This is a genomic window from Streptomyces kaniharaensis, from assembly GCF_009569385.1.
GTDB lineage: Bacteria > Actinomycetota > Actinomycetes > Streptomycetales > Streptomycetaceae > Kitasatospora > Kitasatospora kaniharaensis.
In genome coordinates, this window is sequence record NZ_WBOF01000002.1 from 110,873 (window position 1) to 136,107 (window position 25,235).

Sequence of the window (25,235 nt, forward strand, 5' to 3'; positions counted from 1 at the left end):
CCCGTCTTCGCGATGGCCGGGCTGGACAACCGCTGGACCTCCCTGGTCGATGATGACGGTCCCGTCGTCACCGGCCTGGTCAACGCCGGGGACAGCCTCGTCCACACCACCCGCCCTCGGTCACGGCCTCGCCCTCGGGCTGCTGGCCGGCCAGTACCTCGCCGCCCACGCCGACGAGGTCGCCGCGGACCCGGCCGGCTACCACGCCTGGGCCGGCTGGACGCTGCGCCCGTGGTTCGACGCCCAGGTGAAGGCCGACGAGACAAACACCCCGCGCCTCGCCGAGGCGCACCGTCCACGGACCTGCGGGCCGCCGCCCGTGCGCCTTCGAGGACCCCGTCGTCATGCGGGCCCGCGCCCACGTGCGCCACCTCGTCCACACGCCCGACGACGCCTACGGCACCGACAAGGTCGACCGCCGCGTCACCGCCTGGCTCGCCGCCCGCCCCGACTTCACGCCGACGCACGACGGGCCGACCCGCGCCGAGTGGGACGCGCTGATCCCGGCCTGAGGTCGGCCGGTCGGCGTCACTTCGCTTTGGCGTCCCAGGCGGTGACGGAGAACTGGAGGGGGCCGATCCCCGAGGGGACGGTCTTGATCTTCAGGAGGACCGTACGGCCCTTGCGCGTCTGGTAGCAGAACCGTTTGCCCGCGGCCAGGGGGCCGCTGTCGGCAGCACCGTTCTGTTTGATCTGGACCTTGCACTCGCCGAAGCTCGGATCGTAGTCGGCGTAGGCGTGGGCGGCCTCCGCCAAGGCCGGCCGAGCCTGCTCGACCCCCAGGCTCGGCGGGCCGGCCGCGTTCCACCGCACCACCAGATCGGCGGGATCCGCACCGACCACCGGGCGGTCCCCGTCGAGGTCGATGGAGCCGGCCTGGGCGGAGTCGACGGTGACGTCGACCGGCCCGTACCGGACGGGAGCGGTGGCCTTCTCGTCGGGGACGTCCAGCGCCGCGACCGAGAGGTAGGCGACGTAGAGGCCGACGACCAGAAACGACACGGCCACCAGACGTCGCCGTCGCCAGGGTGCGGCGCGGCTGGGCGGGGCTGGGACCTGCGGGGCGTAGGCGGGCGGAGCGGGGGCCTGAGGAGCGACGGCCGCCGGGAAACCCGGGTCCAGCACGCTGGTGGGCGCGGGCGGCTGCGGCCGGGGCAGTACGGCGGGGGCAGTGGCGGGGGCGGTGGGCACGTAGGTGGGCGTGTACACCTCCGCAGGGCCGTGGGCCGGGGTGCGCTCGGCCGGAGCGTGCTCCGCCACGGCGGGTTCGGCCGGGACGTCTTCTGCCACCGCGGGTCCGGCCTGGCTCTCCTCCGCCGGCGGCCCGTCGACCGGCGCGTCCCCGTCCAGGAGCCGGCGGACGGCCGTCTCGCGGCGCCGGATCTCCCCGGCCAGAGGCTCCGGCAGCCAGTGTTCGAAGGCCCGAAGGGGCCGGGGAAGGACGCGGTTGCAGAGGTCCGCCAGCTCCTCGGGGGTGGCCCTGGCCGCCGGATCGGCGTGGAGGCAGCGGGCGAGCAGCGCGCGCAGCTCGGCCGGGTAGCCCGAAAGGTCCGGGGGCCGGTGCTCAGTGTTGGCGATGCGCGTGGCGAGGGTGATCGCGCTGCCTTCCCCGTACGGGTGCCGCCCGGTGGCGGCGACGGCGGCGATCAGGCCGAGGGCGAAGACGTCGGCGGCCAGGGTCACCGGCTCCCCGAGCGCCTGCTCCGGGGACATGAAGTGGGGGGTGCCGATCATCGCGCCGCTGACGGTCAGCCGGGTGCCGTCCTCGGCCCGGGCGATGCCGAAGTCGATGACCCACGGGCCGTCGGTGGCGAGCAGGACGTTGCTGGGCTTGAGGTCGCGGTGGACGATCCCGGCCGCGTGCACCGCGCGCAGCGCCTCCGCGACGCAGCCGGCCACCTGGAACACGGTGGCAAGGGGCAGTGGCCCGAACCGGTCGAGGGCCTGGTCCAGCGCAGTACCGGCAGGCCAGCCAGGGCGTGGTGCCGCCGGTGTCGTGGTCGACGACGGGCACCACGTGGTAGCCCTGCACCGTCCGGGCCGCGCGGACCTCCTGCTCGAACCGGCGGCGGAACTCCTCGTCGCGGGCGAACTCCTCGCGGATCACCTTGATCGCGACCGGCTGGCCGCCGCGCGTCCGGGACAGGTAGACGGCCCCCATGCCGCCCTCGCCGATCCGGCGCAGCAGCGGGTACCCCGCGACGTCGCACGGGTCGCCCGGCCGCAACGGCGGCATGCCCGTGTGGTCCTGACTGGTCACCGCTGCTCCCGCTCCCCCGGCATCGTCGGATCACCGCCGATGATCAAGGACGATGCTACCGACCTGGCGGCGCTGCCCGGGCCCGGCGGTGAGCTGCGGTCAGCGCGTGGAGGAGCCCAGGGGTGAGACGTTCCTGCCGTTCCCGGTGCGGGGTGTGCGCGCTCGGTACGTGCGGCAGGCGGGGTGTCCGTCGGACTTCGCGGACGTAACGGTGGACTTCGAGCCATGGGAGAACGGGGTCCTCCTGGAGGTCGCACGTGAGGCGGAGGTCGTCGCACTGATCCCGGAGGACGAACTCCAGGTGCGGCACGAGGCGTTCGTCAACGGTGTGCGAGAGGAGCTGGCCGCGCGCAGTGTGGGCGGGGTGGCGGCGGTCGTCGTCGTGCATCCGCTGCCGCGCGAGGCATCCTGCGACCTCCTTCCCACCCCCCAACCATCCAGTCCGGGCCGTCGATCTACGAGGAGCATGAGATCTGGCGGTGCGCGATCGGCCTGGCGCTGGCGCGGTACGCCGACTTCCTGGAGGCGGTCGCGGACTGAGGTGCCGATCGAGGGCGGGGCCGCCGGTCTGCTCCACACGTCGGCGTGTGCCGTTCGGCTCCGCACGGCCATAGCGCGCCGGTACCCTGAGCCGACGAATGCACAGGAGGAGCCATGGCCACGATCTCCGGTGAGCATCTTCGACGCCAGCGTCGCCGCTCGCTGATCACGCCGGGGCTGCGGCTCCCTCTGCTCCTGCTCGTTGGGTTGGGCCGGTGCATGGGATCCATGTACGCGGCCGATCACCTGCTGCACGGCACCGCCCAGACCGTCGCTCGGGGCGTCGGTCCGGCCGGGGCCTTCTGCGTGACGATGGGCCTTGCGGTCGCCTTCCGCCGGTACTTCCTCGCCTACTTCACCGTGTAGACGGGAAGCTGGCCGGACCGCGGCTCGGCTACAGCAGGCCAAGGCGGTCGAGCCCGAGGTAGGCGAGCTCAACGTCGGTCATCAGGCCAGCCCGCATAACCTTCTTGAACTCGTCGAGTTCGACCAGCTCGACGGCAATGAACTCCATCTCGTCGAGCTCCTGTTCGGCGATGCGGACGCAGTTGCGGGCGACGAAGGCGTGACGCTTGGCCGTCGATCCGGCATCGTCCCAGCAGGAGCCCGCGGGCTCGCCTACTTCACCGTGTAGCCGGGAACCGACCACCACATCTCAGACGGGGTTGGTGGCGGGGGCGCTTACACGGCGATGATGGAGGCGGCTCGCTGGGAGAGCTCGGCTGCGCCGGGGATCCCCCTCTGTATGTAGAGGGCGAGGTTCGAGCGCATCGTCTCCAGTTCCTTGCCGTTGCGGCGGGAGATGACGCCGTCCATGAGGTCCAGGCTCTGGCTCCACAGCCCGACGGCTTCCTCGTATCGGTGCTGAGCGGCAACGGACTTGGCGATGTTGGCAAACGTGATGCCGCGGACCCGGTGGTAGGTGCCCGGGACCCGCTTGTTCAGCGCCGTGCGGTAGTGCCGTTCTGCTGCTGCGTGATCCTTCATCTCGGTCAGCGTTCGCCCGGTGTGGGAGGCGACCACGGCGGCGGCCGGGCCGGCCGCCGCAGCGTAAGCGGGGATGTCATCGTTGCTCGCGAGCATGGCGTCCTCCGCGGCGAGGATGAGGGCGGCGGCGGTTGGGCCGTTCCCGCTGGCACCGTGCGCTCGGGCGGCAGTGATGAGCAGCAGGGCCTCGGTTTGCCGGCCGACTCGGCCGCGTGCGCGCGCCAGCGCGGCTTCGGCGACGTCGATGGTGCCTGCGGGGTGGCCGAGGTCGAGGGCTTGGTGGGCAAGTGCGCGCATGGCCCATGCGCTGTGACCGGCAGGGTCGGACTCGCAGGCGAATTGGTAGGCGAGTTGGTAGAAGCGTTGGGCTGCGCCCTCGCGGCCGAGGTCGTGGCACTTCCATCCGACCAGAGTGGCCAGCTCGGCTCCGGCCCCGAAGGCGCTTCGGCGGACCTGGTCGTTCGGGAAGGTGCCGTTGAGCATTGGGGTGACGACGTCGTTAAGGAACGACGCGATGGCGACGAGTCCGTGGCCGCCGCCGAGGCGCTCGTCAGCGGTGCGGAACATCTCGGTGAACTGGCGGACGGTGGCGACTTCGTCGATGCCGACGCGATGGCCTGCGGCTGTGGCGCGTAGGGCGGCGGCAGCGGCCTGGGGGTCGTAGTCGAGTGGGAAGAGAACGGCGCCGGCGGAGAACGCGAGGGAGAGGAAGTCCCGGCGATTGTGCACGATAAGCCTCCCGAGATCGGAAGCGGCGGCCAGGGGGTCCGGGGCGTTCGTGTCCCCGATGACGTCTGAGCCTAGACCGATCTCGGCGACTGTCACGCGCCGCCGGAGCTTCCTGCTGAGTGCCTCGGCAACGTAGGTGGGCGTTCGGCCGGACGGGATGGCGCTGGCGACCACCCAGGAGTGCACCGCCGATCGGGAGGTTCCCAGCTTCACTCCCGCCTCAATGGCGACCGCCCTGACCGCTCTGGCCAAGGCTTCGTACGTGTACCCGGCCTCTTCGATGACAGCGGACAGCTGCCTGTTGGGTCCCTTTGGTGCCGTCAATTCGCACCTCTAACGATGATCATGAACAGGATGAACGTGATGAGCGGGGGAACACGGTACCTCCGTGTCGATGCCGGGAGTTCACTGACGGAACGAATTCACGCACTCCAACGGGAGGAACTTCCGTCATGGTTGACGTACCGTCAGACATGCGGTTCCGGCAGCTCGCCGGAGCCACCGTGCTGGTCACCGGTGGCGGCGGCCTGGTCGGCAGCCGCATCGTCGCCCAGCTCGCCGCGCACGGGGCCCACCCGCTCGTCCTGGACAGCTTCGGCGCCTACCCGCACGCGGTGCGCGACCGGTTCGAGGTGGACCGGCACGCGGCCGAGGTCGTCCTTGGGGATGTCCGGGAGCGGGCCACCGTTGCCTGGCTGGCCGGCCGAGCGGACTTCGTGATCCACGCCGCCGCGTACGCGGACGTCGCGGCGTGCACGCGCAACCCGGACGTCGCCTTCGCCAGCAACGTGCACGGCACCCAGACCGTGCTGGACGCCGTCACCGGGGCCGGGGCAGCGGTGAAGCGGCTGGTGTTCGTGTCCTCCGCCTCCGTGTACGGCGACGGCACTCCGGTGGGCGGCGGGCTGGCGCGGTTCGCGGAGGACCAGCCGCTCACCCCGATCTCGGTCTACGCCAACACCAAGGTCTGGGCGGAGCACCAGGTGCGGCTGATGCTCGAGGGAACCGGCACCGAGCACGCCACGGTGCGGTACTTCTCCGTCTACGGCGACCCGCAGGTGCCCAAGCCCGACTCGCATTCGTGGATGGTGCCGTGGATGGCGATGTCCGCCCACACCGGTAGCCCGATCCGGCTGAACGGCGGCGGCCGGCAGGTGCGGGACATGGTGCACGTCGACGACATCGCCCACGCCACGATCCTGGCCCTGGTCGCCGACGAGATGGCGGGTCAGACCGTCAACGTCGGAACCGGGGTGCCCACGACGGTGCGCGAGATCGGCGAACTCATCGCCGCCCACTACCCGGGCGCCGCCTTCGTCGAGACTCCCAGGCCCGAGGGCGACCCGCTCGGCGGCTGCGCCGACACGCGCCGCGCCGCCGACCTGCTCGGCTGGCAGCCCGGCATCCGCCTCGTCGACGGCATCGACCGGTACGTGGCGTGGCTGAAGGACACCCCGGGAGCGATCCCGGACTGGTTCACCGTCCCCGCTGCCGCCGGCTCCGCCGTGCTGGCCGCCTGACCGAAGGGATTCCCAACGATGCGAGTCGTACTGCTCGGCGGTGCCGGATACCTGGGCACCGTCGCCTCCCACCGCCTGGCCGCGCTCGGACACGAGGTCACCGTGGTGGACGGGCTGATCTACCACCGCGAGGACGACCCCGCCGTGCTGCTGCCGCCCACCGCCCGTTTCGTGCGCGGGGACCTGCGCGACGCCGCCCTGCTGGCCGAGGTGAGCACCGGCGCGGACGCCGTGGTGCACCTGGGCGGGATCGTCGGCGAGCCGGCCAGCCAGGTGGACGAGCAGCTCGCGGTCGAGCTCAACTATGCTTCCCCGCTGATCGCCGCCGAGGCGGCCACCGCGGCCGGCGTGGGGCACTACGTGTTCTTCTCCTCGTGCAGCGTCTATGGGCTGCACGAGGGCACCGTCGACGAGGACACCGAGCCCAACCCACTGGGCATCTACGCCCGCACCAAGGTGTTGGCCGAGCGGCGCCTGCCCGACGTGCTCGGGGCGGACTGTGCGCTAACCAGCCTTCGCCTGGCCACGGTGCACGGCTCCTCGCCCCGCCAGCGGCTGGACTCGGTGGTCAACAAGATGGCCGCCACCGCCGCCTCCACCGGCCGCATCCCCCTCAACGGCGGCTCCCAGCGCCGGCCGCTGGTGCACGTCGGCGATGTGGCACAGGTCCTGGCCGGGGTGCTGGGCCAGCGCCTGACCGGCGCCTGGAACGTAGGCAGCGACCCGGAGAACTGCACCATCGGCGACATCGCCGCCGCGGTCGCCGAGGTCGTGCCCGGCGCGGTGATCGACCGCGGCCCGGAGCGGGACGAGACGGACGCCCGCGACTACCAGGTCTCCTTCGCCCGGCTCCAGCGGGCGCTGCCCGGCGCGTGCTCCACGACGCTCAAGGACGGGGCGCGCGAGGTGGCCGACCTGGTGCTGACCGGCCAAGTCACCGACCCCGCGCAGGCCCAGTACGACAACCACCGCGGCCTGATCACCGCCTTCGCCGCCGGGAAGACCAGGCGCCTCGACACCGCCGACTGCCGGCGCTACGGCACCGAGTACGCGAGGGCGTGGGGGCAGGCATGAGCATCGACATGCCGGCCCGGCCGGTAGCCGCCGTGCCGTTCCTGCCGTGGAACCGCCCCTCGATCGGCCCGGAGGAGGAAGCGGAGGTTCTGGACACGCTGCGCTCCGGCTGGCTGACGCACGGGCCCAAGGCCACCCGGTTCGAGGAGGCCGTGCGGGAGGCGCTCGGCGCCCAGGACGCGTTCGCGGTCTCCTCCTGCACCGCCGCCGTGCACCTCGCCCTGCTCGCCGCCCGGATCGGACCCGGCGACGAGGTGATCACGCCGAGCCTGACGTTCTGCGCGGTGCCCAACGCCGTGGTCCAGTGCGGCGCCGCCCCGGTGTTCGCCGACATCGACCAGGTGACCTTCAACCTCGACCCGGCGGCGGCCGAGGCGGCGATCACCCCCCGGACGAAGGCGATCGCCGTCATGCACTACGCCGGCCAGCCCTGCGACCTGGCCGCCTTCCGCAAGCTGGCCGACGACCACCAGCTACTGCTGATCGAGGACGCCGCCCACGCCCTGCACGCCTGGCGCGACGGCGCCCGGGCTGGCTCCGTCGGCGACCTGACCGTCTTCTCCTTCTACGCCAACAAGGTCATCACCTGCGGCGAGGGCGGCCTGCTCGCCGGCCGCGGCGACCTCGTCGAGCAGGCCCGGCTGCTGGGCCGTCACGGCATCGACTCCTCCGCCTGGCGCCGGCACGGCGAGCGACGCACCGCCGAGTACGACGTCGCCGTCCCGGGCCTGAAGTACACGATGCCGGACATCACGGCGGCGGTCGGCCTGCGACAGTGGGCGAAGCTGGCGGACTTCACCGCGGCCCGGGCCCGGATCGCCGACGCCTACGACCGCTCGCTCGCCGGCCTGCCCGGGCTGCGCCTGCCGACCGTCCTGGAGGAGGTCCGGCACGGCTGGTTCCTGTACCCGGTGCTGATCGACCCGGTTCGGGGCCGCACCCGGGACACGGTGGCCGACGCGCTGCGCGACGTGCACGGAATCGGCACCAGCGTGCACTTCAAGCCGGTGCACCGGCTCGCCGCCTACCGCAACCCCGAGACCTACCTGCCCGTCACCGAGCAGGTCGCCGCCCGCGAGCTGTCCCTGCCGTGCTACCCGGCCATGACCGCCGCCGACGTGCAGCGGGTTATCGACGCGGTGCACACCCTCTGGCGCTGAGCACACCGGCCCCGGCCGTCGCGCCGCCTCCCCGCGCCCCGAACCCGGAGGCGGCGCGACCGCGCCCCGAAGCACCCGGCCGCCCCTGACCGAACCACTTCTGGAGCCCCGCATGACCCCTTCCGATCCCCTGCCGGCGGACCAGACGCTGCGCGCGCTGGCGGCGGCCGGCCGCCTTCCCGACCATCAGGTTCTGGACCGGGAGACGCTGTCCTGGATCGCGTGCAACCGGCCCCCCGACAGCGCTCCACGGCCCCGTCCCTCGCAGCGCCCGACGCTGTTCGTCCCCGACGTGGCCTGGTTCGCCCGCGCCCAGGCCGCCGGGTCGATCCACGGGGTGCGGCACGGCGCCCGCGTCGCCGTCCTCGTCCAGCTCCTCGCCCCGGCGCACGGCGTGGGGCCCGAACGGGCCCGCGCGCTCGCGATCGCCGCCGCGTGCCACGACTGCCGCCGTGACCGAAGCGCTCGGTGCCGGGCCGACAGCCGAGGCGGTCACCGCCGTCGCCCTCCACGACGTCCCCCACACCGCCTTCACCGACCAGCAGGCCACCGCCTACCGGCACCACCACCAGGCCGTCGACCTGCTCAAGGCCGCCGATGCCCTCGACCGCTACCGGCTGCCGATTCAGCGCTGGTGGCCCGACCCGGCCCGGCTGCGCCGCCCGGTCCCCGGCTGGGCGCCGCCGCTCGCCCACGACCTCGTGGTCCACAGCGAACAGACCCGCCTCGACGGCGCCACCGACCACCAAGCCCTGCGGCAGGCGCTCGACGCCGTGCTGCCCGCGCAGAAGTAGGAGAGGCCGTGCACACCGAGTGGGACCACGCCCACACCGACTTCGGCGCCGCGCCCCGCCGGGCGGCGCCTACCGGCCTGGCCGCCACCGAAGCCGACTGGCGCCAGCACCTCGAGCAGACCCCCAATGGGCACCTGCTCGGCGCCAACGCCCTGCTGGACGCCCTCACCGCCGGCGCCCCGGTCCGCCTGATGCACCTGACCCGCTCCGTGGATCAGGTGCGCGCCAGCGGCCAGCTCCTCGCCTCCACAGGCTGCCTGGTCGGCGCCGTCTACGGCGCCCCGCTCACCGAGCTTGCCGGTGGCGCCCTGCGGCCGCACAACCTCGGCGCCCACATGCTGGGCAGCCGCGGTGACCTGGACAGCCGCCGCGGCAGCACCCCGCTGGTCATCGAGGTGGTGCCCGAGCGGCCCGGCCCGGTGAAGGGGCTGGACTACCTGCGCCTGGGCGCCGTCCACCTGCGCACCTACCGGGCGCTTCGCCACACCCTCACCACCGCGGAGGACGAGCGGGTCACGCGCTCGGTCACCGACCGGGTGCACGCCACCGCGCCGCTGCTCGACCTGCTGCTGTACGGCGCCGCCGGCCAGGAGAGCGAGAATCAGCCCTTCGTCGACGCCCTCGCCGACGCCGTCCCCGACCTCCCCTACCTCGGCTACCTCTACTTCGAGGCCGTCGCCGAGTACCTGATGCTCCACTCCCGCAGCCGCGCCACCCAGGAGTGCGCGGAACACGGGGAGTTGAACAACCACCTCTACAAGCAGCTGGCGTTCGACGCCGTGGCCAGCATGGGCACCCTCTTCGACCTCGGCCAGTTCCAGCCCGGGCATGCGCGCCTGCTCGATCTCATCGGCCGTATCGAGCCCGGCCTCGCCGACGGGGTCGCCGCCTACGTCCGGCGGCGCGTCGCCCACCAGTTCGCCGCCACCGGCCTGGCGCCCGGCCAGGACGTGCGCGACGTTTCCTTCCAGCGGATCAGCCCCGACCAACTGGAGGAGCTGGCCCCGCACCTGCTGGGCCAGCTGCTCTTCCGCGAGGTCCGCCTGCTGGACCGCTACCCGCAGCTCTACCACGTCTTCGAGCAGGCCAAGGCGCTGGAAGCCTGGACCTACTGGAACACCGAGGGCATCTGCCTGCCCTTCAACGGCGCCTGCGGCCCGAAGGGCGAGGTCGGCGTCAACCCGGCCGCGCCGAACGCCCGGTTCGCGGTCTGGACCGCCGACCTGGACGAGAGGGGTCTGCTGCACCCCGTCGAGCAGCTCACTGCGGTGCCGGTACCGCGGCTGGTGCCGTGGCTGGTAGCCCCGCTGCGCGACCGGACGCAGGAAGAGCGGTGGAACAACCGCGCGCCGGTGCCGGCGTGAGCGGCGCCGGGTGGGCGCCGCCCGCACGGGCCGGCGGGGTTACAGGATCGGGGGGCGTCCGGCCCGGGCCAGGCGCCACACCGTGGTCCACGAGATCGGACGGCGTTCCCCGTGCCCACCGCGCAGGCCCTCCCGCAGTCCCTTGAACCAGGTGCCCAGGGCGGCACGGTCGCGCCGCATGCGCAGCGACGTGATGACGATCCACGAGGTGATGTAGATCGGGACGAGCGGCGCGGGCAGGCGCCGGAAGGCGACCCACACCCTGTTGCGGGCAACCAGCCGCAGGTAGAGGGCGTGTCGGGCCGGGTCGCTGGCCGGGTGTTGGACGATGATGTCCGGAGCGTAGTAGCCGGTGCGGCCCAGGTCCCAGATCCGTAGGGCCAGGTCAAAGCCCTCGTGGTACAGGAAGAACGCGCCGGGCCAGCGCCCGGCGCGCTCGAAATCCGCCCGGCGGATCAGCACGACACCTTCGGCCATCGCGGTGACGGTACCGGGCCGGCTCGGGTCGCCGGCCCGCAGGCGCGGCACCCAGCGCCGCACGGTGACGCCGGTGTCGGGGTCCGCGATCCGGGGCTGGATGTAGGCGGCCTCGGGGTGGCGGCGGGCCTGTTCGACGAGCCGGGCCAGGACATCGGTCCCGGGCAGGATGGCGTCGTTGTCGAAGAAGAAGATGAACTCGCCTGCGTCGACCCCGGCGAGGGCGTCGGCTCCGACGTTGCGGCCCTCGGGGATGCCGAGGTTCTCCGGCAGGGCCACGACGGTGACGCCGTCGGGCACGTAGTCGGGCTCGCAGCCGTTGCCAACGATGACCACGCGCAGGTCGACGCCTTCCTGGGCGAGGAGCGAGGCCATCGCCCGCGGGAACTCGGCGGGGCGGTCGTTCATGGTGAGGACCACCGCGTCGACGGTGGGCTTCGGGCTGCTGGTCATACGGGCTCCGGTGCATGGACGGCGGATCGGGTGCGCTGCTCGATCAGGGCGCACAGGTCGGTGGCCGCCTGCGCGGCGGTGCGGTGGACACCGTTGGCGACGACAGGCCAGCCGTGCAGCGAGGCGAGCTGCCGCAGGCCGGTGGCGATGCGCTCGGTGAACTCGCCGAACTCCTCGGTGTCCCGGGTCAGGACCCCCGCGCGGCCGAGCACCGCGTCCGGGCAGCCCGCGGCCTGGTACCAGGCGATCCGGTCCCGCAGTGGGGTGTCGATCAGGACGGTCAGGCGCAGCCGGGCGGGCAGGGGGCTGGGCGGCAGCAGCGCCTGCTGCCGCTCCTGGAGCGCCCGGCGCCGGTGCTCGTCGAGGTTGTGGACGATTTCGGCCTCCAGGCCCAGCCGCACCCAGGTCTTGTCCCACCAGCTGTCGGCGATGACGATCTCGCCCCCCGCCACGGCGGGTACGACCTGGGCGTGCAGGACGGAGTGGTACTGCGCGGCAGCGGCCAGGCTCAGGTGCTCCCAGCCGGATGCGGTGGCGGTCGGCGAGCGGAACAGCTCGTTGACGGCGCGCACCAGGGCGGCGTGCGGCGCGTCTCCGGTCGGCCGGGCGCGGTCGAGGCGGCGCACGGTGTGCCCGACGGCGTGCAGCGCGGCCACCAGCTGCTCGGTGATGGCGCTCTTGCCGCTTCCGTCAGCGCCCTCGAGGACCGTGAACAGGCCGGCCTGGTCAGCCACGCTGTGCTCCTCCTTCACGTCCTCGCGAGGCCCCACCCTAGTGGCCACCGGCACCTGCACCGACCACCCGTCCACCTCCGAGAGCCTGGACCTCCTGTTCGCCGCCGTCCTGGACGCCCTCGCCACCTGCGCGACGTTCCAGCTCGATAGCGACGTCACTCCCGCCGGCCCCGCACTCGAAGATCACGGCGAGCAGGCGCTGCAAGACGGTCTTGCCCGCTGCGCCGACGCTGCTTCCGCCAGCCACGCCCGCGCGCTGGGCTCGGGCTGCGGGGAGTCGGCCGGGTAACCAGCAAGAGCCTCGCCGGCAGAGCTCCATGACGTTGGGGATGGCGCGCTTCTTGAGAGCGGCCTCGAGCTGCGTCCAGGGTGAGGGAGACGGCGACGGGCAGGTCGAGGTCGAGCTCGGTGACGGCCAGTTCGACCAGGTCGCCCGTGCGGTTCAGCGTGACAACGATGTCGGCACCCAGCCGGCGAGCGGAGTGGTGGTCTGCTGAGTCCAGAGCGGCCAGGATCGGGACCTGGTGCTGGTGGGCGAGGTGGGCAAGATCCTGCACGGCCTGAGGGACCGCCGGGCCAGAGAGGGGCAAGCGGAGGCTGGGTTCGGTCTGGAGGCGGTCGACGACTACCAGGGCGCCAGGTTCTCCACGGCGGGAATGACTTCCGCGAATGGCGGCGGCGTCCAGTCCGTCCCCGTCATCGATGTGAAGAGGTGCCTGCTCACCGGCAGCGTGCCGGAGACCGTGCACTCGCCGAGGAGGCCGACCCCCAGCAGGCGGTCGAGGCGTTGCTCTCCCACCGTGCCTGGAGCCTGCACCTGCTCGACCCGTTGGCCCGCCGGATCCGGCTCGTGCACGCGGCCACTGGCCGCACCGCCGTCGACGTCTGCCGCGCGGCGCATCTGGAAGGGCACTTGCTGGCGCGATGGGGAAGCGGGCAAGGCAGCCCGGATGCCAAGCAGCGTCGGGCGCTCGCTCGGGCTCTCGGCCTTTCGTCCGGCTGGCTCGGTGTGCAGCACGATCTCGTGCCGGACTCAGGTCTCTATGTCGCCCGGGGGCAGTGCCCGTGTGGGGCCGGCGCTCGGCGGTTCGCGGCCGGCTCGCTGGACGGTCAGCAGATTCCGGGCGCTTGGGCGAGCCTGGGGCTGTGGTGCACGGGGTGCGGACAACCGTACGTCGCCGACCCTGACGGCAGGCTCTATCCAGTGCCCATCATCGCCGGGGCTGGTGTTCCCGAGTTCGGGGCGGTCGCCGACGGTGTCCGGCCGGATGGCGCGTGCGGACCGGAGCTGAGCCGGCCATGGCCGCACGCGCACTGGTACTCCCCCGCCGGGCTCCAGCGTCGGGGCTCCCTCCAGATTCCCCCGCTGTACCGCAACGCACCGTCGCGTCCGCCGAACTGAGGTAAGACGGCCCCGGAGTCCTATCTCTGACCCAAGCCGCAAAGTAGCCCACGCCGTTGTCCATGGCTCGTCAGGCCAGCCGTTGCCCTGCGGCTTCGAGGTCGTTGAGCAGCCGACGATTGGCCAACCCTTTTGGGATGCTTTCGGTTGGAATCCCCCACCGGCAGTCGGGCGGCCCACCCGGGCCCCGAAAGTTGGCCAGTTCCTCCTCCTCGGCTCACATCCGGGACTTGAGAACGTCGACCTCACAGCCCGGCGCGAACGCGTCGAAGCCGTGCTCGACCAGCCAACGAACCCCCAGCAGGCTTCGCAACGACCACCACGCGCGGATCACGTCGAGGTCGACGTCGGTGCCATAGCCGGCGATGACGTCTTCGACGTGCCCCTCGTGTCCGAGCGTCAAGGTGGCGAGGTCGAACAGGGCATCACCCCGGCCGGCCTCGGACCAGTCGATGATGCCGGTGACCTCGTCGCCGTCGACAAAGACGTGCTCGATCTGCAGGTCGCCGTGGGTGAATACCGGAGTCCACGGCCGGATCGCGGCCTTGGCAATCTGGCGGTTACGGGTGACCAGGTCGGCGGGCAGGATGCCGTTCGTCACGAGCAACTCGCACTCGCCGTCGAGTTCCGCCGCCAACTCGTCGGGACCCCGGCGGCGTCGGCCGGACCAGGGCGGCAACGGCGCCTCGTGCAACTTCCGAATTGCGGCACCCGCCGCGGCCCAAGCCGCCGACGATGCGGTCGACGGCTCGCCGAGGCGCCCGAGCGCCGTTCCCGGGACAGCAGTGATCGCGAGCACGGGCGGATTGCGCCACAGGACCCTCGGGGTGGGGACCGGCGCGAGGGCCATCGCCTCGACCTCGACGTCGATTCGGGCCTGATCGGTGTCCACCTTTAGGAACACGTCGCCGACGCGCAGGGTCGCGCGCTCGGAATGGGCGACGACGACCTCGATCTCATTCATGGCGACCAGCACCCCGCCCGGCTGCGAGCTCGGCGACGATACGTGGCGGCTCGACGGGTTCTTCGAGCAAGGTGGCGATCATCTGGTCATTCTCAGTGGACGTTAAGTCCCTTTTCTCTCGGCTCGTGATCGCTCGTTCGTGTGAACGTTGGCCGTACTGGCGTGCCAGTCGTGGTTCGGGTGATGTTCTGCGGCGCATGGACAGACGGGCGTATCCGAGCGACTTATCGGACGAGCAATGGGCGTTGATCGAGCCGATGATCACGGCCTGGAAGCAGGACCGGGTGGCGCGATCGGCGACCGGGGATCCGGGGTCCTGTGATCTGCGGGAGATCGTGAACGCGGTCTTCTACCAGAACCGGACGGGCTGTCAGTGGCGCTACCTGCCCCATGACCTGCCGTCCTGGTCGGCGGTGTTCTACTACTTCGGCCTGTGGCGCCAGGATGGGCTCGACCAGCGGATCCAGGAACTCCTGCGTTGCCAAATCCGGGAGAGGGCCCGCCGATTAGAGGACCCGTCCCTCGTGATCATCGACACCCAGTCCGTCCGCGCGGCCGCCGGTGTTCCGAAGAGCACCACGGGACTGGACGCGAACAAGAAGGTGTCGGGCCGCAAGCGGGGACTGGCCGTCGACGTCATGGGGCTGATCATCGGTGTCGTCGTCCTGGCCGCCTCCGCCCACGACAACGCCGCCGGCACCGCCCTGCTCGACCAGGCCGCCGAACGGTGCGGGATGCGTCTGGAGAAGGCCCTGGTGGACCAGGGCTTCAAGGACGAGGTCGTCATCCACGGTGCACTGCTGGACATCGACGTCGAAGTCGTCCGCCGCAACCCGGCCGACCAGGGCAAGGGCTTCGTCCCGCAGCCGAAACGGTGGGTGGTGGAGCAGACGAACGGCACCTTGATGCTGCATCGGCGCCTCGCCCACGAGTACGACCACCGGCCCGACACCTCCGCCTCACGCGTCTACTGGGCCTCCACCGCGAACATGACCCGCCGCCTCACCACACCAGCCCCGGCCTGGCGCGACACCCTTGGACTGGCCGCGTGAACGTCGCCGAACTCCTGGCAGACCTCCAGACCCGGCAGGACGAGGCCGCCGCCCGGGCCGCAGAACTACGAGTCCGGATCGAAGAGCTCGCCGCCGACCTGACCGAGACCGAAGCGCGGCTCACGGACCTGGCCACCACCCGAAAGATCATCGCGGAGGTCACGCCGGCAGGAGCCGAATCCGAACCACCCGAGACGAACACCACCTACCAGGCAATCGTGAATACCTTCAACCAGCACCCCGACCAGGCATTCCGGGCACGCGAGCTGCACGAACTCCTCGGCATACCCACCGACGAGGCGTCCGTCAACATCACCCGCAGCCGCCTCGGACGCCTCACCCGCCAAGGCTTCCTCACCCAACCCGGACGAGGCCGCTACCAGAAACGGACTTAACGTCCACTCAGGCCCAAGTCGGCATCCCCAAACGGCTTTGGATGGGCGCCGCTCCGCTCATCATGGATCAACAAGAGTCTGCGGCCCACCTTGTTGCGGGCACTGGCGGCCCGCGCAGCAGAACCTCAATACCCCGTGGTTATCCCGCCCGCCTACTGTGACAATAATCCGGTGAAGGAAGCCCCCACTGCGCCGATGCCCGTCGTCCTTGGCATAGACGACCTCCGACCGCTCCCCAGGGCCACGCGGATCGCCCGCACCAGCGGCGAAGGCATCCAGCTCCTGGAAGAGCACCGCGACAGCTTCATTGACGAGCTATGGCTCGACCATGATCTCGGCGGCGACGACACCATCATGCCGGTGGTGACCCTCATGGAAGAAGCCGCCTTCAACGGACGGCCCTTTCGGATCGGGGCGGTCTTCGTTCACAGCGCCAACCCCATCGGTGCCGAAACCGTCGTCCGGTCACTCGCACGCTGGAGCTACCGTGTCCAGCGGGCAACGGCCTAGTAGGGTGTGTCCAGCCAACGGCTCTGTCCCGTAATCGGCTCTGTCCCGTAATCGGTGGTAGCGCTGTGTAGTGATCACTGGAGGAGGATGCGGTGACGGAGGAGGGTGAACCCGGCTCGGCCGTGCATCTGCCTCATGATCCGCTTGGTTCGCGTGTTGACGCCCTCGGTGCGGCCGTTGTGGTACGGGGTGGTGAGTCCGGCATCGACGGCGGCACGGTCGAGTTCGAGGCCGTTCGCGAAGGAATGCAGGTGGGGCAGGTCGACGGTGTGAACTGCCGTGATCCAGTCGGTGAGCTTGGCGTCGTTGCCCTTTGCCGGGGTCAGAAGCTTTGCGAACTCACCTGCCAGACAGGAGAGTTCGGTCATCTCGGGGCAGGCCTTGGTGAGTTCCCGCAGCAGTGCGGCGTCCTTGTCGCGCAGGTTCTCGGGGCGGGTGAGAAGGAGGCGGGCGAAGCGCTGTGGGGTGGTGACGGGCTTGTCGCCCTCGGCCCGGCCCTGGGTGATGTAGCGGTAGAGCAGGTTGAGGCTCCCGGTGTAGCCCAGCTCCTTGATCTCCCTGAAGAGCTGGAGGACTGGGACGGCCGGGTCTTCCACGCGGCGAGTACGCAGGTGGTCGCGGTAGGGGTCGACGAGCGTGGGCTTGTAGCGGGGTGCACGGCGGTCGCCGGTGGGCTCCATCATGCGGGCGTACCGCTTGACGGTGTTCAGGGCGACATCGAGGCGGCGGGCGCATTCGAGCAGGCCGACGCCCTTGTCGAGCAGATCGTGGACCCGCTGCCAGCGCTCGCGGGTGGTCTGCTCGCGCACGCCCCCGGGCCGGACGGGGTTCACGGCGGTGGCCCAGCAGGCGGCGTGGGAGCGGACCTCGGCCAGGACCTTGCCGCACAGGTTGCTCCACAGATGCCACCTGTCACTGACCTGGACCGCTTCGGGCAGGGCCTGGCGGATCGCCTCGCCGTAGGAGCCGGAGCCGTCCCTGCAGACGTACTCGGCCCCGGGATGCTCGCGCAGCCACGCCGCCAGGGTCTCGCCGCTGCGATCGGGCAGGACGTCGATCCGTTCGCCGGTCTCGGCGTCGATGATCACGGTCGCGTAGCGGTGTCGGCGCTTGAGGGCGAAGTCGTCGACGCCGAGCACGCGCGGGACGCGCGGCGGCGGCAGTGCCCTGCGCATGAGCACGCGCAGGGCGGTCGAGCGGGAGATCCAGCAGGCCAGCACGCGTGACAGGCGGGCGCCCGCCCGGCCCGCTAACTCCTTGACCACAGAGCCGAGCTGGTCGGCCAGACGGTTGGTGCGGCGCTGATACCGCTCCACGACGCCGGGAACCTGCTCGCGGAACGTCTGCCGCCGGCAGTCGAGCACCGGGCACACCAGGCGCCGCAACCTCACCGAGACAACGACCCGCCGTCCGTCCACCGGCACGTCCGCGACCCTTCGCCCGTGGAAACCGTGTACCTGCCCTGTTGGCGTCCCGCACACGGGGCACGGCACCGGCTCATCCCGGGTCCGCGCCGTCACCCGGATCAGGTCGCCCTCGTCCGCCACACCCTCGATGACCAGCGCCGAGAGCCCCGAAAACACCACGCTCACAAGCTCGTTGACATCTCGCACACCACGCCAACGATGCCGGTCACCCTTGGTTACCACCGATTACGGGACAGAGCCGTTGGCTGGACACACCCGGTTGGCATGCTCGATCACCGCGAACACGTACGGGCGAGCCCCGGACAGGGTGACCGTCTCGAAGAAGTCACACGCCAGGAGCGCGTCGGCCTGGGAGCGCACGAAGTCGGCCCAGGTGGTAGAAGTGCGCTCGGGTGACGGCTGGATGCCGGCTTCTTTCAGGATTTCCCAGACCGTGGAGGCGGCCACCTTCACCCCGAGGACGAGTAGCTCGCCGTGCAGGCGACGGTAGCCCCAGGTCGGGTTCTCGTCGGCCAGGCGCAGCACCAGGGTGCGGACGGAGCGCACCGTCCGCGGTCGGCCTCCGCGCTTGGGCCGGGACCGGGCGGCATGACGACGGGCGGCCAGGTCGCGGTGCCAGCGCAGGACGGTGTCTGGCTGCACCAACAAGCGCGTTCGACGCAGCGCCTGTGCCGGGAGTTGGTGCAGCAGGGCTGCGAGGAAGGCCCGGTCGCTCGCGTCGAACCGTACCCGCTGTCCGCTCAGCTGCCTTTCCAGCACCGTGATCTGATGGCGCAGGGCCAGGATCTCAACGTCTTTCTCGCGGTCACTCATCGGCAGCAGCCGGAGCATCGCGAACGCGTTCGCGACGCCCAGATATGCCAGTCTCAGCAGCACGGCCGATCATCATGCCGCGCCCACCGCCATCACGCGAGAGCGCTGACTCGAGCAACCGCGCCCTACATCGAAACCGTCCTCACCAGCCCGGATGAGGTATTCGGCAAGGGCAGGGTTCTGGGCCGAGGTGAGTCGCGGGCCGCACCGTGTGTTTGTGGCGTTGTGGTTTCACGAGGTGGTGAGCGTGGCCAGTGCGTCCTGGGCGCAAGCGGTGGCGGCGGCTTCGGCGTCAGCGGGTGGGATGTCCTTGAGTGTGTACCCGGAGAGGGTGTGTGCTTCGTAGCGGATGGTGAGGAGCGCGTTGCGCTGGAGCACCACGAGGTCGACATGGCCGAACCCGCTCGCGGTCGTGTAGAGGAGAGTCGCCTTCTCCCCGAGGTCGGGAACGGCCCGGTCGTCCGTCGTCTTCATGCCGGCGGTGGCCGCCATCGTCCGGTCGCTGGACAGTGTTTGCTGGTAGATGCGGTCGGCGAACGGGGACAGCATGACCATGACCAGCATCTCGGTCAGGCCGGGCTCCCTGCTTGACCAGCTCCCGTTCGCCAACGTTGTGCCCCCGACCGGCTTGTGCTCGGTGCAGGCGGCTCCCTTGGCATAGCGGTCGACCGTCTCGGGGCGCAGGAGCGCGCAGCCCGCCACCAAGGTGGTGTAGGGCGCGGTAGTGGGGCTCGCCGGGTCGGAGGACGCGGGCGTGGCCGTGGCGGTCGGCGCGGGCGCAGCGGTCGTCGCCGGGGTGACGAGGTTGGCCACCAGGCCCAGGACGAGCGCTGCGGTGCCCGCACCGGCGGTGATGCCTGCGAGCAGCCAGGTCCACCGCCGGGTGGGTCCGGCCGGGCGCAGGTCCGCCGGGTCGGGAAGGGTGGCGGGAGTGGCCTGTGCCGGCAGGGGGCGCGTGCTCGGGAGGGTCGGCAGCGGCTGTGTCGTGGGTGGGGTGTCCTCGATCTCGGCCATCTCGTGATGAACCTTTCGGAGGCTGTCAGCGGGCTGACAGGTGATAGGCGGTCAGGGTGGTTCCGTAGCGGAGCAGGAGGGCCGAATCCTGGAGGAGGGTTTGCGGGACCCCTGGCTGCCGGGCGAACGTCTGGTGCCACTGCGGGGTGCCGATGGCGCTGGTGAGTGACTGCAGGGTGATCCCGCCGGCGGCGGTCGGCGTGGTGACGAGGACCGCCCCTCCAGAGGCGCCTTGGACGGTGGCGGCACCCTGTGCGGACGGCCAGGTCCACGCGGTGTGCCCGGTGTGCAGGTCGACGCCGGACGCGCCCTGCGGGCCGCCGGTCACGACTACGGCTCCGTCGTCCGCACACCCAGTGATGGCGCCGGTGTGCGAGCCGATCCAGAGCCGGGCGCCCGCGGTGTCGAACGCCGCTGTCACGGTCTGGGCGTCGTCGGCCGTCGCCGCGGCGACGGGCAGGCAGGTGACCACTCCTTGGCGGAGCGAGAGCGAACCTTGGTAGGCGCCGGCGTACATGGTCGCGGAGGCCGGCGGAAGACCGGTGGGCCGGTTCCAGAGGGTGGTTCCGCCCTGGCCGTCCACGGCGACGAGGGCGAGATCCGGGGCCAGGGCGTACAGTCGGTTCCCGCTCGGCGGCGCGTACAGGTCCTGGGCGTCGAGCGTCCAGCGTTGGCGTCCGGTCGCGATGTCGAGCGCCACGAAGCGGAAGGCGCCCTTGATGGCCCGGGCCGGGTCTCCGAGGAGCAGGACGATCAGCAGCCCCGCCGAGGGCATGCCCTGGATGCGGTAGGAGGTGCCCAGTGCCGTACTGCTCCATAGCCGGCGTCCTCCGGCTGCGTCGTAGCCGTGCAGGGCTCCGTCCGCTCCGGTGACCAGCAGCAGATCTGGCAGCGGCAGGGCGAGGGCCTGCGCTCCGGGAACCTTCTCGGACGAACGCCAGAGCGTGGCACCGCTGCGCGCGTCGCGTGCCTGCACCGAGCCGTCCGGGTCCACGGACCACACCCGCCCGCTGTCGCCGACCGGGAGCGTTCCGGTCTCCGTGGTGCTGTTCCACAGCACCCGCCCGTCGGAACGGTCGTAGCCGATGGTCCCGGTGCGGTCCGCGCACACCACCGCCGCCGGGCCGCAGCTCACCGGTGTCATTCCGGCCCTGGGAAGTGTCACCGACCAGGCTGTCGGGGGCGCCCCCGAGGTGCCCGGCCACAGCGCCCGGGTGACACCGCCCGCGGCGGCTGTGGCGAGCAGCGCTCCGCCGAGGAGGAGCAGGCGACGCCGGGTGCCGTTGGGATCGCTCAGCACCCGGTTCAGTTCGCGCTCACGTCGGCGTACGGTCCGCTCCGCCCCGCCCAGCCAGTCGGTGCCGACCGCCGGGCCGTACCGGAAGGCCTCGGCGAGCTCGGCCGGTGCGGGCCGCCGGGCCGGATCCCGGTCCAGACAGCGCACCAGCAGTCCCGTCAGCTCCGGTGGCACCCCGTCCAGATCCGGGGGCTCCTCCGAGGCCCGGTAGATCAGCACCGCCGGCGGTCCCTCGCCGAAGGGCGCGCGGCCGGTCGCGGCGAAGGCCAGTACGGCGCCGAATGAGAACAGGTCGCTGGCGGGGGTGAGGTTCAGCCCTGCCGCGTGTTCGGGAGACATGAACCCGGGGGTGCCGATGATCTCGCCGGACGCGGTGGGCAGCGCGTCGGCCGCCGGCTTGCTGATACCGAAGTCGATGACCCTCGGTCCGTCCCGGGCGACCAGGATATTCGAGGGCTTCAGGTCCCGGTGGATGATCCGAGCGCGATGGATCGCGGCGAGCGCCTCCACCAGTCCCGCTCCCAGGGTCTGCAGCGAGGGCCCGGCGAGCGCACCGTGCCGCGCCACGGCCTGGTGCAGCGACGGCCCGGCGACGAACTCGGTGGCCAGCCAGGGAACCTCCGCCTCGGTGTCGGCGTCCACCACGGCGACGGTGTAGGCGCCGTTGACCGACCTGGCTGCCGCGACCTCCTGGGTGAACCTGCGCCGGAACTCGACGTCGGCCGCGTACTGCTGCTGCACGGTCTTGACCGCGACGGGGCGCCCGCTGCCGGTGGCGGCCAGGTAGACGGCACCCATGCCCCCCGCACCGAGGTTTCGCAGAATGCGGTACGGACCGACGGTCTGCGCGCTCATGCGCCACCGGCCCGGAAGGCGCGCAGCGTAGTGGCGGAGGCGCAGTAGAGCGTCTTGCCGTCTGCCGCGGTGGTCCAGCGGCCCTCGTCAGAGGCTGGCCGCGCCACCCAGCGGACCGCACCATTGGCGGCGTCGAGGACGGCCGCTCCGAACGGACCTGGCGACAGCGGGACAGCGAAGAAGCCGTCACCCGCGGACGGCGCCCGGAAGTCACCGGCCGCGCCCGGCTCGGTCACCGCCGCGACAGTGGAGTGCCAGAGTCCTTTTCCGGTCGTGACGTCCAGGCAGTACGCCGTGCCCAGGGCCCCGGACAGCACCAGCCTGCCGCTGCCGAGCGCACAGCCGAAAACCACCTGGGGCGCCGGGGGAGCCGTCCAGCGCTGCCGCCCGGTGGCCGGTTCCAAGGCCACGGCCGTCTGGCCGCTGACGACCACCAGCAGTTCGCCGGTACGCATCAGCCGCGAGGGCGTTGAGGCGTTCCCGAGGCCGGCGGCCTGCCACTGGGCCGCGCCGGTTCGCAGGTCCACCGCGTGCAGGACGTCACCGTCCCGGTAGTAGCACCTGCCGTCGGCGACCAGGCCCATCGAGCTGCCGGAACCGCTGAACTCGGACTCCATGTGACGGGCCATGCTCACCGCCATGTCCTGGGCGACCTCGTGCTGCCACAGCACCTCCCCGCTGCCCAGATCGGCCCCGACGACGACTCCGCCGCCGGTGGCGGACGTCTGCCGGGCCATCACCACGGTCCGGTCGTCCGCGCCGAAGACCCGCATGCTCATCGCGGCGTACATCTGCTGCTCCGCGGGCACGGTGAGCGGGATCCGGTGGTCCTCGGCCGCCGCGTTCAGCCACACCAGGCTCTTGAAGTCCAGGGACGTCCCGTAGAGGAGCCCGTTCTGCGCCTGGAAGAACTGGACCTGCTGCTGGGACCACGCCCGACGCCCCGTCAACCCATCCAGGCCTGTCGCGCCCAGCCCCTCGGTCCACAACACCGGGGTAGAGCCGAGGACGGACAGCTGATGGCCGACCGTCACACCGCTGAACGGCTGGCTCCACAGCGGGGCCGGCGCGTCGGGCAAGGGGCTCGCGCCTGCCGCGTCAGCTCCCCACGCGTCCACGGGTTTGCCGACCGTCGCCGTCCCGGCGGTCGCCCGTGCCCGACGGGTGAGCAGCAGCGGCACGCCGACGGCCGCGGCTACACCCGCGCCGAGCCCGGTACCGAGGCCGAACAGAGCGCGGCGGCTGAGCGACTGCCACATCCGCACCGGCAGCGCGGGCGGATCAGCGGGCGGCGCGGCCAGGTCGATCCCCGCCTGCCGCTCCCGGGCCTCGATGTCGGCCAGCAGTCCCGGACTCAGCAGCGCCGCCGGATCGGCCGGAGCCAGCGCGGCCAGCACGGCTGCCGCCGTGGGCCGTCGGGCCGGGTCCTTGTCCAGGCACGCGGCCACCAGCGGGCCCAGCACGGCGGGCACTCCGGAGAGGTCCGGCCACTCGTACACCACCCGCCGGTTGACCTGCGCGGGCTCACCGGTACCGAACGGGGTACGGCCGTTGAGCGCGTACACCAGCAGGCAGCCGAGCGAGAAGATGTCCGATGAGGCGTAGGTGACGGACGCGGAGACGATGCGCTCCGGAGCGATGTATCCGGGCGTGCCGCACACCATGCCGGTCCGGGTCAGATGAACGGCATCGAAGGCACGGCTGATGCCGAAGTCGATGACGCGCGGACCGTCTCGCGCGATCAGCACATTGCCCGGCTTGAGATCACGGTGCACCACTCCCACCGCGTGGATCGCGGCCAGCGCCTCCGCGAGGGCGGCCCCCAACGCCCGTACACCCGCCTCGCCGAGCGGGCCGAACCGCCTGACCACCTCACCGAGCGACGGCGCCGGCAGGTACGACGTAGCCATCCACGGCCGGGGACCGCGCGGCTGCGCGTCCACCACAGGCGGCGTGTGGAACCCCGTCACCCGCCTGGCGGCCTCCACCTCCTGCCGGAACCGGTCCTGAAACTGAGGCTCCTCGGCGTACTCGGGCCGGATGACCTTCACCGCGAGCAGTCTCAGCCCAGGCGAGCGGGCAAGGTACACCACCCCCATCCCGCCCTCACCCAACGGCCGCAGCAACTGATGGGGGCCCACGAACACGGCCGGCTGCGCCTTCATGCCCTTGGTGTCACCGCTGGCAGCCACCAAGCCTCCCCCAGTGTGTCGCCGCCATCACAGACAGACAGAGTGGCACGTACAACTCATCCGGCGATTCCCTTCCCCATTATTGGAAGCTCCCATCAGCCGACCGGGCAGACTGGAGGCGCCCCCGGGCGTAGCCGATCAGCTTGGCGGCCAGCTTCTTGCTGCCATGGTGCCGCGGTCCACCTCGACGAACGCCCGGTGCAGCGCCCGGCCGCCGGCGTCGGTCGTGTAGTGCAGCAGTCCGTCGGGGATGACGGCGCCGCCTGGGCCTTCGCCGTAGCGGTGGTAGACCTCGGGCAGGAAGTCCAGTGGCTGGCACTCGTCCCCGGCCTTGCGGGCGCCGGCGACGAAGGCGGTCTGGGTGCGGGTGACGGCCGGGATGTGTCCGACCCGCAGCCTCGCCTCGGTCTTGTCCTCGGGCAGCGGCGGGGAGGTCACGCCCTCCAGTTCCGGGAAGCGGGCGGCGATCCGCGCGCCCCGCTCGGTCAGGTACCAGGCCCGCAGCTTCCCGGCCTGGGGGAGGACGACGTCCTCGACCAGGCCCTCCTTGCGTAGCCGCCGCAGCCGTCGGCGCATCAGCTCCAGCTGGCTGTCGGGGTGTGGAGTGCGCGCAGCTGTTCGGCCGTGGCCATCCGGAACCGGTACAGCGCGGCGACCACGGCGTGGTCGATCTCGGGCGGCCTCGCCATCACGGGCTCCTCAACGTCGGCGCCCGCCGCCCCGGTGGCGGCGAGCACCCGTAGACAAGCCCGCGGTTCTCACCGGATTTCTTACCAAGATCAGCCCGTACGGTCACGATCCGACAACAGGTTTACTAACCGGTGCGACAACCGGTGGTGAGAACCGATGCACCAACCCGTGGCCGCCCATCCCGGCCACAGCCCCCGCTTTCCGGACGAAAGCGCAGGTCAGCGGCCGTGGTGAGTGGCCGTCAAGGTGAAACTCACCATCCCGACAACCCTCTCCTTCCCCTTCCTGTCCTTGGCTTTGTGGGTGGTGGTTGGCTGGTTGGGTGGGACGGTGGCGTTGAGGGTTCGCTGCGCCTGCGGCGGGCCTTTTCTTCTCTCGCGTCCGGCTGGTGCCAGCCGTTCGCGGTGGGGCGGGGTGGGCTGGGGCGCGGGCGGCGCCAGAAGGCCACCAGGCCACCCCTGTCGAGCCCCGCCGCCCTGCCCGATCGGTTGGAGCTGGCCCTGTGCAGCAGCCGGCCCGCGCCCGTGGACCG

General features: G+C 71.6%; 25 protein-coding genes and 1 pseudogene. 13 read left to right on the forward strand and 13 right to left on the reverse strand.

Annotated elements, in window-relative coordinates; all coding sequences use genetic code 11:
* Positions 1-344 precede the first annotated feature (344 nt).
* Positions 345-512 (forward strand): hypothetical protein, encoded by a 168-nt coding sequence (locus F7Q99_RS41640; RefSeq protein WP_230210959.1) that lies wholly within the window; start codon positions 345-347, stop codon positions 510-512.
* Positions 513-528: 16 nt separating this feature from the next.
* On the opposite strand, the gene F7Q99_RS28035 is transcribed toward F7Q99_RS41640, so the two are convergent.
* Entirely contained in the window at positions 529-1,908 is a 1,380-nt protein-coding gene (locus F7Q99_RS28035; RefSeq protein WP_326847279.1) for a protein kinase domain-containing protein, read from the reverse strand.
* An 88-nt stretch (positions 1,909-1,996) separates the two neighbouring features.
* Between F7Q99_RS28035 and F7Q99_RS41645 the strand changes: the two genes are divergently transcribed.
* Positions 1,997-2,386 (forward strand): hypothetical protein, encoded by a 390-nt coding sequence (locus tag F7Q99_RS41645; RefSeq protein WP_230210960.1) that lies wholly within the window; start codon positions 1,997-1,999, stop codon positions 2,384-2,386.
* 528 nt (positions 2,387-2,914) lie between these two features.
* Positions 2,915-3,166 carry a hypothetical protein gene (locus F7Q99_RS28040; protein ID WP_153466758.1) on the forward strand — a complete coding sequence of 84 codons (252 nt, stop codon included), beginning with the start codon at positions 2,915-2,917 and terminating at the stop codon, positions 3,164-3,166.
* A 28-nt stretch (positions 3,167-3,194) separates the two neighbouring features.
* On the opposite strand, the gene F7Q99_RS28045 is transcribed toward F7Q99_RS28040, so the two are convergent.
* On the reverse strand, positions 3,195-3,452 hold the full coding sequence (locus F7Q99_RS28045) for an NUDIX hydrolase (RefSeq protein ID WP_153466759.1): 258 nt from the start codon (positions 3,450-3,452) through the stop codon (positions 3,195-3,197).
* A gap of 29 nt (positions 3,453-3,481) precedes the next feature.
* Positions 3,482-4,840, reverse strand: a complete 1,359-nt coding sequence (locus tag F7Q99_RS28050) for a tetratricopeptide repeat protein (RefSeq protein WP_153466760.1) — start codon at positions 4,838-4,840, stop codon at positions 3,482-3,484.
* Positions 4,841-4,968: 128 nt separating this feature from the next.
* Here F7Q99_RS28050 and F7Q99_RS28055 point away from each other — a divergent pair, with 128 nt between their 5' ends.
* From F7Q99_RS28055 to F7Q99_RS28075, 5 genes are all read left to right on the forward strand, one after another.
* A complete protein-coding gene (locus F7Q99_RS28055) occupies positions 4,969-6,036 on the forward strand; it encodes an NAD-dependent epimerase/dehydratase family protein (RefSeq protein ID WP_230210961.1) in 1,068 nt (355 codons plus the stop codon).
* Between the two features lie 18 nt (positions 6,037-6,054).
* Positions 6,055-7,110: an NAD-dependent epimerase/dehydratase family protein gene (locus F7Q99_RS28060; protein ID WP_153466761.1), complete on the forward strand. Its 1,056-nt coding sequence runs from the start codon at positions 6,055-6,057 to the stop codon at positions 7,108-7,110.
* On the forward strand, positions 7,107-8,270 hold the full coding sequence (locus tag F7Q99_RS28065; RefSeq protein WP_230210962.1) for a DegT/DnrJ/EryC1/StrS family aminotransferase: 1,164 nt from the start codon (positions 7,107-7,109) through the stop codon (positions 8,268-8,270). The genes F7Q99_RS28060 and F7Q99_RS28065 overlap by 4 nt, the downstream gene beginning before the upstream one ends.
* A 452-nt stretch (positions 8,271-8,722) precedes the next feature.
* Positions 8,723-9,064, forward strand: coding sequence for a hypothetical protein (locus tag F7Q99_RS41650; RefSeq protein WP_230210963.1), 342 nt, complete (start codon positions 8,723-8,725; stop codon positions 9,062-9,064).
* A gap of 8 nt (positions 9,065-9,072) precedes the next feature.
* The gene (locus F7Q99_RS28075) at positions 9,073-10,428 is read left to right on the forward strand and encodes a hypothetical protein (protein ID WP_153466762.1); all 1,356 of its coding nucleotides are present in this window, start codon (positions 9,073-9,075) and stop codon (positions 10,426-10,428) included.
* A gap of 39 nt (positions 10,429-10,467) precedes the next feature.
* On the opposite strand, the gene F7Q99_RS28080 is transcribed toward F7Q99_RS28075, so the two are convergent.
* Both F7Q99_RS28080 and F7Q99_RS28085 read right to left on the reverse strand, forming a co-directional pair.
* Complete coding sequence (locus F7Q99_RS28080) at positions 10,468-11,358, reverse strand: glycosyltransferase family 2 protein (RefSeq protein ID WP_153466763.1); 891 nt, start codon at positions 11,356-11,358, stop codon at positions 10,468-10,470.
* Positions 11,355-12,092 carry a dTMP kinase gene (locus F7Q99_RS28085; RefSeq protein ID WP_153466764.1) on the reverse strand — a complete coding sequence of 246 codons (738 nt, stop codon included), beginning with the start codon at positions 12,090-12,092 and terminating at the stop codon, positions 11,355-11,357. Before F7Q99_RS28085 ends, F7Q99_RS28080 begins: the two co-directional genes overlap by 4 nt.
* 40 nt (positions 12,093-12,132) lie before the next feature.
* On the opposite strand from F7Q99_RS28085, the gene F7Q99_RS28090 reads away from it, so the two are divergent.
* On the forward strand, positions 12,133-12,381 hold the full coding sequence (locus F7Q99_RS28090) for a hypothetical protein (protein ID WP_153466765.1): 249 nt from the start codon (positions 12,133-12,135) through the stop codon (positions 12,379-12,381).
* A gap of 52 nt (positions 12,382-12,433) precedes the next feature.
* A complete protein-coding gene (locus F7Q99_RS28095; protein WP_153466766.1) occupies positions 12,434-12,589 on the forward strand; it encodes a hypothetical protein in 156 nt (51 codons plus the stop codon).
* A 128-nt stretch (positions 12,590-12,717) separates the two neighbouring features.
* On the opposite strand, the gene F7Q99_RS28100 is transcribed toward F7Q99_RS28095, so the two are convergent.
* A complete protein-coding gene (locus F7Q99_RS28100; protein ID WP_153466767.1) occupies positions 12,718-13,110 on the reverse strand; it encodes a hypothetical protein in 393 nt (130 codons plus the stop codon).
* 601 nt (positions 13,111-13,711) lie between these two features.
* The gene (locus F7Q99_RS28105) at positions 13,712-14,458 is read right to left on the reverse strand and encodes a phosphotransferase family protein (RefSeq protein ID WP_153466768.1); all 747 of its coding nucleotides are present in this window, start codon (positions 14,456-14,458) and stop codon (positions 13,712-13,714) included.
* 197 nt (positions 14,459-14,655) lie between these two features.
* Here F7Q99_RS28105 and F7Q99_RS28110 point away from each other — a divergent pair, with 197 nt between their 5' ends.
* From F7Q99_RS28110 to F7Q99_RS28120, 3 genes are all read left to right on the forward strand, one after another.
* Positions 14,656-15,510, forward strand: coding sequence for an IS5 family transposase (locus F7Q99_RS28110; RefSeq protein ID WP_153466769.1), 855 nt, complete (start codon positions 14,656-14,658; stop codon positions 15,508-15,510).
* Positions 15,507-15,905: a hypothetical protein gene (locus F7Q99_RS28115; protein ID WP_326847280.1), complete on the forward strand. Its 399-nt coding sequence runs from the start codon at positions 15,507-15,509 to the stop codon at positions 15,903-15,905. Before F7Q99_RS28110 ends, F7Q99_RS28115 begins: the two co-directional genes overlap by 4 nt.
* Before the next feature lie 171 nt (positions 15,906-16,076).
* Positions 16,077-16,415, forward strand: a complete 339-nt coding sequence (locus F7Q99_RS28120) for a cyclic-phosphate processing receiver domain-containing protein (protein WP_326847281.1) — start codon at positions 16,077-16,079, stop codon at positions 16,413-16,415.
* A 74-nt stretch (positions 16,416-16,489) separates the two neighbouring features.
* Here F7Q99_RS28120 and F7Q99_RS28125 read toward each other — a convergent pair whose 3' ends face one another.
* The 6 genes and pseudogenes from F7Q99_RS28125 to F7Q99_RS28150 all read right to left on the reverse strand — a co-directional run bounded on the left by F7Q99_RS28125 (position 16,490) and on the right by F7Q99_RS28150 (position 24,589).
* Positions 16,490-18,028, reverse strand: a complete 1,539-nt coding sequence (locus F7Q99_RS28125) for an ISL3 family transposase (RefSeq protein ID WP_456114939.1) — start codon at positions 18,026-18,028, stop codon at positions 16,490-16,492.
* A 69-nt stretch (positions 18,029-18,097) separates the two neighbouring features.
* Positions 18,098-18,718 (reverse strand): annotated as a pseudogene (locus F7Q99_RS28130) (helix-turn-helix domain-containing protein); the annotation flags it as partial.
* Positions 18,719-18,886: 168 nt separating this feature from the next.
* Entirely contained in the window at positions 18,887-19,669 is a 783-nt protein-coding gene (locus F7Q99_RS28135; RefSeq protein WP_153466770.1) for a hypothetical protein, read from the reverse strand.
* Positions 19,670-19,694: 25 nt separating this feature from the next.
* Positions 19,695-21,821: a protein kinase domain-containing protein gene (locus tag F7Q99_RS28140; RefSeq protein ID WP_153466771.1), complete on the reverse strand. Its 2,127-nt coding sequence runs from the start codon at positions 21,819-21,821 to the stop codon at positions 19,695-19,697.
* On the reverse strand, positions 21,818-24,013 hold the full coding sequence (locus F7Q99_RS28145) for a protein kinase domain-containing protein (RefSeq protein ID WP_153466772.1): 2,196 nt from the start codon (positions 24,011-24,013) through the stop codon (positions 21,818-21,820). Before F7Q99_RS28145 ends, F7Q99_RS28140 begins: the two co-directional genes overlap by 4 nt.
* 138 nt (positions 24,014-24,151) lie before the next feature.
* Positions 24,152-24,589 carry a replication-relaxation family protein gene (locus F7Q99_RS28150; protein ID WP_153466773.1) on the reverse strand — a complete coding sequence of 146 codons (438 nt, stop codon included), beginning with the start codon at positions 24,587-24,589 and terminating at the stop codon, positions 24,152-24,154.
* Positions 24,590-25,235: the final 646 nt, after the last annotated feature.

Excerpts from the sequence above, each read along its gene's own strand:
- F7Q99_RS41640 (WP_230210959.1), top strand. The coding sequence starts at position 345 with ATGCGGGCCCGCGCCCACGTGCGCCACCTCGTCCACACGCCCGACGAC.
- F7Q99_RS28040 (WP_153466758.1), top strand. The coding sequence starts at position 2,915 with ATGGCCACGATCTCCGGTGAGCATCTTCGACGCCAGCGTCGCCGCTCG.
- F7Q99_RS28055 (WP_230210961.1), top strand. The coding sequence starts at position 4,969 with ATGGTTGACGTACCGTCAGACATGCGGTTCCGGCAGCTCGCCGGAGCC.
- F7Q99_RS28060 (WP_153466761.1), top strand. The coding sequence starts at position 6,055 with ATGCGAGTCGTACTGCTCGGCGGTGCCGGATACCTGGGCACCGTCGCC.
- F7Q99_RS28065 (WP_230210962.1), top strand. The coding sequence starts at position 7,107 with ATGAGCATCGACATGCCGGCCCGGCCGGTAGCCGCCGTGCCGTTCCTG.
- F7Q99_RS28080 (WP_153466763.1), bottom strand. The coding sequence starts at position 11,358 with ATGACCAGCAGCCCGAAGCCCACCGTCGACGCGGTGGTCCTCACCATG.
- F7Q99_RS28105 (WP_153466768.1), bottom strand. The coding sequence starts at position 14,458 with ATGAATGAGATCGAGGTCGTCGTCGCCCATTCCGAGCGCGCGACCCTG.
- F7Q99_RS28110 (WP_153466769.1), top strand. The coding sequence starts at position 14,656 with ATGGACAGACGGGCGTATCCGAGCGACTTATCGGACGAGCAATGGGCG.
- F7Q99_RS28135 (WP_153466770.1), bottom strand. The coding sequence starts at position 19,669 with ATGGCCGAGATCGAGGACACCCCACCCACGACACAGCCGCTGCCGACC.
- F7Q99_RS28140 (WP_153466771.1), bottom strand. The coding sequence starts at position 21,821 with ATGAGCGCGCAGACCGTCGGTCCGTACCGCATTCTGCGAAACCTCGGT.
- F7Q99_RS28150 (WP_153466773.1), bottom strand. The coding sequence starts at position 24,589 with ATGCGCCGACGGCTGCGGCGGCTACGCAAGGAGGGCCTGGTCGAGGAC.